Origin of the sequence: Streptomyces sp. NPDC088915, assembly GCF_044749825.1 — a bacterium.
In the GTDB taxonomy this organism is placed as follows: Bacteria; Actinomycetota; Actinomycetes; order Streptomycetales; family Streptomycetaceae; genus Streptomyces.
This window is the reverse complement of the sequence record NZ_JBIVIR010000036.1, coordinates 22,545-29,427: the sequence shown is the minus strand read 5'-3', so window position 1 is coordinate 29,427 and position 6,883 is coordinate 22,545. Positions and strand designations below refer to the sequence as shown.

Annotated in this window: 4 protein-coding genes; 1 reads left to right on the top strand and 3 read right to left on the bottom strand. The window is 71.0% G+C overall.

The annotated features are described in order from the left end of the window. Positions 1–364: 364 nt before the first annotated feature. A complete protein-coding gene (mobF, locus tag ACIP5O_RS36385) occupies positions 365–4,948 on the bottom strand; it encodes a MobF family relaxase (protein WP_401301997.1) in 4,584 nt (1,527 codons plus the stop codon). Here mobF and ACIP5O_RS36380 point away from each other — a divergent pair. Beyond that, the gene (locus ACIP5O_RS36380) at positions 4,868–5,062 is read left to right on the top strand and encodes a hypothetical protein (RefSeq protein ID WP_401302000.1); all 195 of its coding nucleotides are present in this window, start codon (positions 4,868–4,870) and stop codon (positions 5,060–5,062) included. The genes mobF and ACIP5O_RS36380 overlap by 81 nt on opposite strands. 554 nt (positions 5,063–5,616) lie before the next feature. On the opposite strand, the gene ACIP5O_RS36375 is transcribed toward ACIP5O_RS36380, so the two are convergent. Together ACIP5O_RS36375 and ACIP5O_RS36370 are read right to left on the bottom strand one after the other, a co-directional pair. Then, entirely contained in the window at positions 5,617–6,135 is a 519-nt protein-coding gene (locus ACIP5O_RS36375) for a hypothetical protein (protein WP_401301991.1), read from the bottom strand. Then, positions 6,132–6,854 carry a hypothetical protein gene (locus tag ACIP5O_RS36370; RefSeq protein WP_401301988.1) on the bottom strand — a complete coding sequence of 241 codons (723 nt, stop codon included), beginning with the start codon at positions 6,852–6,854 and terminating at the stop codon, positions 6,132–6,134. The genes ACIP5O_RS36375 and ACIP5O_RS36370 overlap by 4 nt, the downstream gene beginning before the upstream one ends. Positions 6,855–6,883: the final 29 nt, after the last annotated feature.

Genomic DNA, 6,883 nt, shown 5'->3' with positions numbered 1-6,883 from the left:
GGGTGACGGGTGCGGTACGCGGCTCGGCCACGACGATGCCCGCACCGACGCGTAGCGACCACACCGGCCTCGACCACATCGCGGCAGCAGCTGCTCCCCCTCAGCCCAGACCGGACGGTGCGGTCGCCTCACGCTCCCGCATCCGCGACGGCGGGGGTACGGCGCCCAACCCAACTCGGCCGCCGGCCGCCGACCACGCGGCCGCCACGACCCCACCCCTCCCGCCGCTAGCCGCTTTTGCCTTGTACCACCGGACCCGCAGACGCCACTGAGCCAGGCCACGGAGGATTACGGACCCTAGGCGCACCACAAAAGAGCGGGGGCGGACCATGTGCTGGTCCGCCCCCGCTCTGCGCGGTTCGGGTTACATCTCGACCTCGCGGCCGCTGACCTCGACGGCGGGCGGCTCCGGCGCCTGGATCACCTGGGGCTCGTCGCGGCGCATCCGTTCGGCCTCTTCCATCTGCCGGGTTTGCTCGCGGTCGGCCAGGATCTCGGTTGCCCGGCTGGCCGTGCGGACGGCCTCCTGCAGTTCCTCGCCCGTGAGGGTCCGGCCGGACTCGTGGGCTCGCTCGCGCGCCTGTTCCAGGTTGGGTTCCACCTCGGGCTGCTCGGCGGCCTCCGGCAGTTCCACCGTTTCCGGCTCCGGGGCCCGCAGTTCCAGCTGGCGCTGGGCGGCCTGCGCCTGTTCGCGGGCCTCCTCGGTGTGCTCGTGCCACGCGGCGCGGGCGGTGTGCACCTGCTCCAGCTTCTCGACGTCCTCGGACAGGGAGGCGGTCAGGGCCTCGTAGGACTCGGCCGTGGCCTCCAGCTCCTGGCGCTTCTCCTCGGTCTCGGCCTCCATGGCCGCGATGTACTTCTGCAGGGCCTCGCGCTCGGCGTCGGCCAGGGACTCGCTCGCCTCGCGCAGCTGGCCAGCGACGTGCGGCGGCGCCCACTGGGTCTCGCGGTCGTAGCGCTCGACCATGTTCCGCAGGGTCGCGTCCGACGCGCCGACCAGTTCCATCCGGTCCTCGGGCTCGCCCAGCGCGCGGTAGGCCCGGTCCCAGTCCTGGCGGACGTCGACGGCGCCGCGGCCCGGCCGCTGGCCGATCGCGTCGCGCTCGCTGTCGTACTCGTGGGCCTCGCGGTAGGCCGCGATCGTTCCAGCCCGCTCGATCCAGCGCTCCCGCCAGCTCGGGTCCTCCGGCACGGGTCCGAGGGTGTCCCGGGCCCACTGCGGCAGCTCCTCGGCCTCGGCCAGTTCCTGCCCGAGTTCCAGGCGCTTGGCTTCTGCGATCTCCGCGACGGCGCGGGCGTACTCGCCCTTGGGGCCTTCGATTCCAGCGGTGCGGTTCCGCCAGTCGGCCCGCTCCTCGGCGGCCGCCCGGTGCTCCTGCGCGATCTCGTGCCGTTCCTGAGACTCCTGGGCGCCGTGCAGGACTTCGGCGCCCAGCTGCATGGCCATGACCTGGTCCAGGGCGGCCTGCTGCCGGGCCTGCTCGGCGGCGGCCGCCTCGATGGCCCGCTGCGTCTCCATGGGGTCGATGACCTGCGCTTGGATGACGGTCCGCTGAGCGGCCAGGGCGTCGTTCTGGTCACCGTTCCAGGCCAGGACGGGGGCCTGCTGCATGAGCATGGCCTGCCGGACGGCCTCGTCCTGGTCGGCGGCGACGGGCTCGTGGTCGACGTGGGCGACGGGCGCCACGGCCATCTGCCCCATGAGGTCGTTGACCGTGGATTCCTGGGTCTCGACGGCCTCGCGCACGCGCTGCTCGTCGGCGCGGACCTGCTGGCGCTCGGCAGCCTCGATGCTCTGCTCCATACGCCAGTGCAGGACCTTGCCCAGGTCCTTGGCGTCGTCCAGGCGGCCCTGCTGGACGAGGTCGCGCAGCATCGCGGTGGCGTCGTGGCCCTCGGCCTCGGCGCTGCGGCCCAGACGGACGAGGGAGCCGTACGCCTCGCTGTCGCGCAGCTCGCGGTACCGGTCGGGGCCCAGCTCGTCGTGGAGCACGCGGCCGAAGCGGGTCGTGGCCTCCTCGGTCGCCAGGTCTTCCATCTCGAACGTGTGCTTCGCCAGGGAGCGGGACCATTCCAGCTCCTCGCGCTGCACCTGCACGGCCGACTTCTCGACACTGGAATTTTCCAGGGTCTGGGTCAGCACGGCCAGCTTGTCGGGGCGCTGCTCGACGGGCACGCCCGCCGGGTCGGTGGTGACATACGCCGTGTTGGAATCGCGGCCGCGCGTCATCGCGACATAGAAGGATTCCCGGGTTCCAGCGCCTTCCACCAGGGTGTGGCAGGTGTCGACGGTGCGGCCCTGGGCGGCGTGGACGGTGCCCGCGTACGCCAGGTCCACATGCGACTGGATGTAAGCCGGAGGCAGCTGGAGCGTGTCCCCGTCGTCGTAAGCGACAGTCACGGCGCCCTCGGGGGAGATCCCCAGGACCTTGACGACGTCGCGGTTGGTGGCGAACCGGTCGCCGCTCGCGCTGGTCAGGCGCCGGTTGTTCTCCCGAAGCTGGACCATGTCGCCCACACCGATGGTCAGGCCGCGCTGTTCCAGCTCGATGCCCTCGGCGGCCACTTCGCCCAGGCGGACGAGGTCGGCGCGGGCGCGGGCCGCGAGCTCGTCGGCCTGCTCGTTCGTCGGGGCGATGAGCAGCGCGTTCTTGCCCGCCATGTGGTCGGCCAGCCAGGACTGGTACGCCTGGGTGACCATCTCCTCGCGGGTGCCGCCGCGCAGTCGGCCGCGGTCCTCGTAGTCGGCCAGGGCCTCGCGCTTGCCCTCCCGCAGCTGCAGGGACGCGTTCTTCTCCCACTCGGCGGAGAACCGCATGACCTGGTCGAGCCGGTGGACGTTGGGCAGCTCGTCGCTGAGCTGGGCGAAGATGCCGCCGGCGCCCACGGACGTGAGCTGGCCGCCGTCGCCGGTGTACAGGACCTTGGCGCCCACGCGGTCCGCGTACCGGCGGATCTCGTCCAGCTGTCCGTCCTCGGCCATGGACACCTCGTCCACCATGACCAGCTGACCGGGGCGGAGCTGATGGGCCTCACGGTCCGATTCCAGAACGGGCAGGCCCAGTTCCAGGCGCCGGTTGGTGTGCAGGAACTTGGAAATGTTCGCCGCGTTCTCCACGCCCTCCTCGGACAGGACGCGGGCCGCGCGCTGGCTCACGGTCAGGCCGATGACGGGCCCGACTTCCTGGGTCCACACGTCGTGGATGGCGCCGGCCAGGCGGGACTTTCCAGTTCCAGCGGGGGCGGCCACGACCTCCATGCGGCGGCCGGAACCAAGGATGGCGCGGAACGCCTTCTCCTGACCCTCGTTGAGCTGGACGCTCGCCACGGCCTCCTCGATCGCCTCGCGGCTCACGGTGGGGGCGCCCAGCTCGGTGGCCTTGGCGACCAGTCGGCCGGTCCGCTCCAGGTGGGCCTCGGTGGCGTACCGGCGGGCGCCGTGGCGGGCATAGATGGACTGCCCGTCCTCACGGGTCAGCTCGGCGGGGAGCGGGACGAGGCTGGGCGCGGTCAGCCGAACCACGCCCGTGTCGGTGCCGGACTGCAGGGCGGCGTCGGCCAGCTCGTTCACGAGGGCGCGCACCTGGTGGCGTTCCAGCCCTCCGAGACAGTCCGGAAGCTCCTTGGAAATTTCCACGACGAGGTCCGCGCGGCGCCATGCCGACTTCTGGTCCTGCACGTTCTCGACGGCCCGCCGGACGACGTCCTGGGGGTCGAATTCCATGCCTGATTCCAGGGTGGAAGCGTCCCGTTCCAGGTCGGCGGTAGCGGCCTCGGCGGCAGCCGCGACACCGGCCAGGGACTCGCGGGTGTCGGCCACCATGTCCGCCTCCCAGCGGGACAGCAGCTCCTCGCGGGGAACAGCGGCGGTCTTGTTCTTCCGCTCGTTCAGGTTCGCCCACTGGGCCATCCGGGCCAGCTCGTGGGCGGACGGCGGGCGGCCGTTGGCTGCCTCCCAGTCGGCGGCCAGCTCGGCCGTCTTCTTCGTGATGGTCTTCCGCCGGCTGGAGAACTTGTCCCGCTGTTCCTGGCTGATGCCGACGACCTCGCGGGCCATGCCGTCCGGGCGCATCGCCGTGCGAATGCCCAGCTTGCGGTACAGGGCCTCGTCGGCAGCCTTCTCGAAGAGGTGCCCGGCGGCCTTGGTGTGCCGGTAGATCTCCTGGCCGTCAATCGTGAGCCACTTGGAAACGGTCTCGCCGGTCACGGGGTCGATGGAATCGGCCTGGACACGGTTCCAGATGGCGTTATGGACGTGCATCTGGGGCTCGTTGTCCCGGCTCGTGTGCTGCCGGAAGGACGCCACGGTCCAGTGGTGGGCGTCGACCTGGCGGCCGGTGGGAGCCCCGTTCGCGTCCTTGGCGCCGTGGCGGCCGTCGCGCGCGTACCCGGCCTCGTCCTGCAGGAACTCCAGCCCCGCCTGGACGCCCTCCATGACCGACTCCCAGACCGCGTCCGCCTTGGCGGCGGCCGCGGCGGCGCCCTCCAGGTCGCCGGCGTCGCGCAACCGCGCGGCCTCGATCTGGTACCCGGCGTGCAGCAGGCTGTAGCTCTTGGGCACGGAGAACGTGACGTCGTAGTACGACCGGGCGGAGGGGGCGTTCTGCCGCACCTTCAGCTCCGCCGCGCGCTGCTGCTCGGGGGTCGCGTCGGCGCCGAGTTCGTCCAGCGCCTTGGCCACTCGCTCCTCGATGGACTTCGTGTAGTCCATCGGCTTCCGGCCCACCCGGGCCTCGTCGTAGATGGCGGCCACCTGAGCCTTGTACTCGTCCGATCCGGGCTTGGCCGTGATCGCGGAGAGTGACGCTCGGACCTGCTCATGCAGACGAGGGTCGGTGAACTTCGAGTACATGTCGCTCATCAGCTCATGATCGACTTCACCAGTCAGACCAAGATCAGCGGCGCCATCTCCGAGCCAGATACCGGCCGGCTCTCCGGCCTGCTCGATCGCCTTCAGGTAGTAGTGCTCACCACCGCGCCCCACCTGATCAATCAGGTAGCTCGGGTCAGATCCCGGGCTCACGGTAGCGGTCATGTGATCACGGTACGGGCCATCGGATAGTAATGCAAGGGTGTGTTGCGGTTAGTAGGTGGCTGTAGAAGGAAGATGAGAGAGGTTCAGAGGGGTTCGAGCGGTGCGGAGTTGAGAGGGCAAGAGATAGGCCGGGGCGGTAAGGAGGGGTGCCGTGCATGTGATCGATGGTCAAGTCGCTTCCCATACCTGCTGATGCTCCCTGGGTTCGCGTGCTGGCGCGAGCGGGGGCTGACCCGCTACCTTGGCGGGCAACGACATGAGGCCCGACCCCCGGACTGGGGACGGGCCTCGACTGTTACCAAGAGTGTTCTTTGATGGCGGCGGCGCCCTGATGGCCGGCGGCCGCGCTCCCTCGCTGTCATAGCGTGGACATGCTGGGTTTATGCTCCTCGGCCACGTCTCGCGCGGGTCTGAATCGGCCTGCGTTCGCCCCTCCGCTGTAGCGTGCACACGCTGGGCTGAGGCCACGAGGTCCAGCGGCAGAACCGGCCTGATCGGAAGAGCGCGAGAGGGGTGCCCCTCTCGCGACTACGACCCGTGCCTGACCACTCCGTGCAGCATGTCCACGCTAGAACCGCCCCTCACCAGAGGGTGTCCTGGTGCTCCCCCGATGGGTGGCCGGCCGCGAGCGCGGCCGCGATGGCGGCGGGCTCCGCGCCCGGGGCGGCGGACAGGATCGCGTCCCGCACGGCCACCGCACGCCCCGCGGCTCCTCGAACGTCCGCGAGTGCGTGTCCCGTCAGGACCCGCCGGGCCGCGTAGTCCACGACGTTCTGCAGCCGCTCTCCCACGAGCCAGTGGCCGGGGTTCTGGCAGCTCGGCTCATCGCACGTGTGCCGGATGACGGCCCCAGCTCGCAGGGCGGCCGCGCCGTGGTGAACGACGAACCCCAACACGTGGGCCGAGACGACGCGGGAGGTGCCCGCCGGGCGGCTGCCTGCCCGGAACTTGCCGTGCCCGGAGTCGCTGATGGCGCCCAGCCACCAGTGGCACGGGGTCGGCCCCGGCCCCCGGTACACCTTCGCCTCGTACCGCGCGACCGTGGTTCCGTCGGCGGCCAGCTGCTCCCACGGCACCGCCGCGGACGGCCGCCCGGTCACGCGGCGGCCTCCTCTTCCAGCTCGGGTTCCACCGGCTGGAACGGCTCGCGGCAAGTTCCACACAGGATGGGCCCGCCTTCCAGCAGCTTCGGCGTGACCTGCATCCGGCGGGCGGGCTCGCACGCGCACGCCACGGCCAGGCGCTTACCCGCCCGGCCCTTCCCGCCGCGCGGACCCTCCTTCTTCCCGTCCTCGCTCTGCTCCTGGTCCCCGCCCTCGCTGGGGGCCTCGATCCGGGCCAAGGCGGCGGCGTCCAACTTCCGGATGACGGACGCGTACCGGCCGACCGTGGCAGCTGTGATCAGGGCCTCCGAGAAACCGATGACCTTCTGCGCCTTCTTCGGCGGCTCCAGCCCCACCTCCTTGGCCAGCTCCGCGAACTTCCGGTTGTGCCAGCGGCCCGCACACGAGGTGTCCCGGATGCCCCGGGCGGCCGCGAGCGCGTGGGCGGCCTCGTGCAACGCGGTCTCCACCACCATCTGCCCGCCCTTGGCGATGGCCTCGCCGGAGATGAACAGTTCCGCGCGGCGGCCGCCGGCCGTCGCGTCCAGCCACCGGTCCGCCGTGTGGTGTCCCCAGGACGGCCGCTTCCTGTTCCGGCCCTGCATCCCCGTGCCGGTGATCATCACGACGTCGGGGAGGTCGGGGTGGTGCTTCTGGAACGCGGTCCAGGTCGATTCCAGCGCGGTGGCGATCCGGGTTCCCTCGTGAGTCGGCATGTCTCAGATCCTAGCGTGAACACGCTATA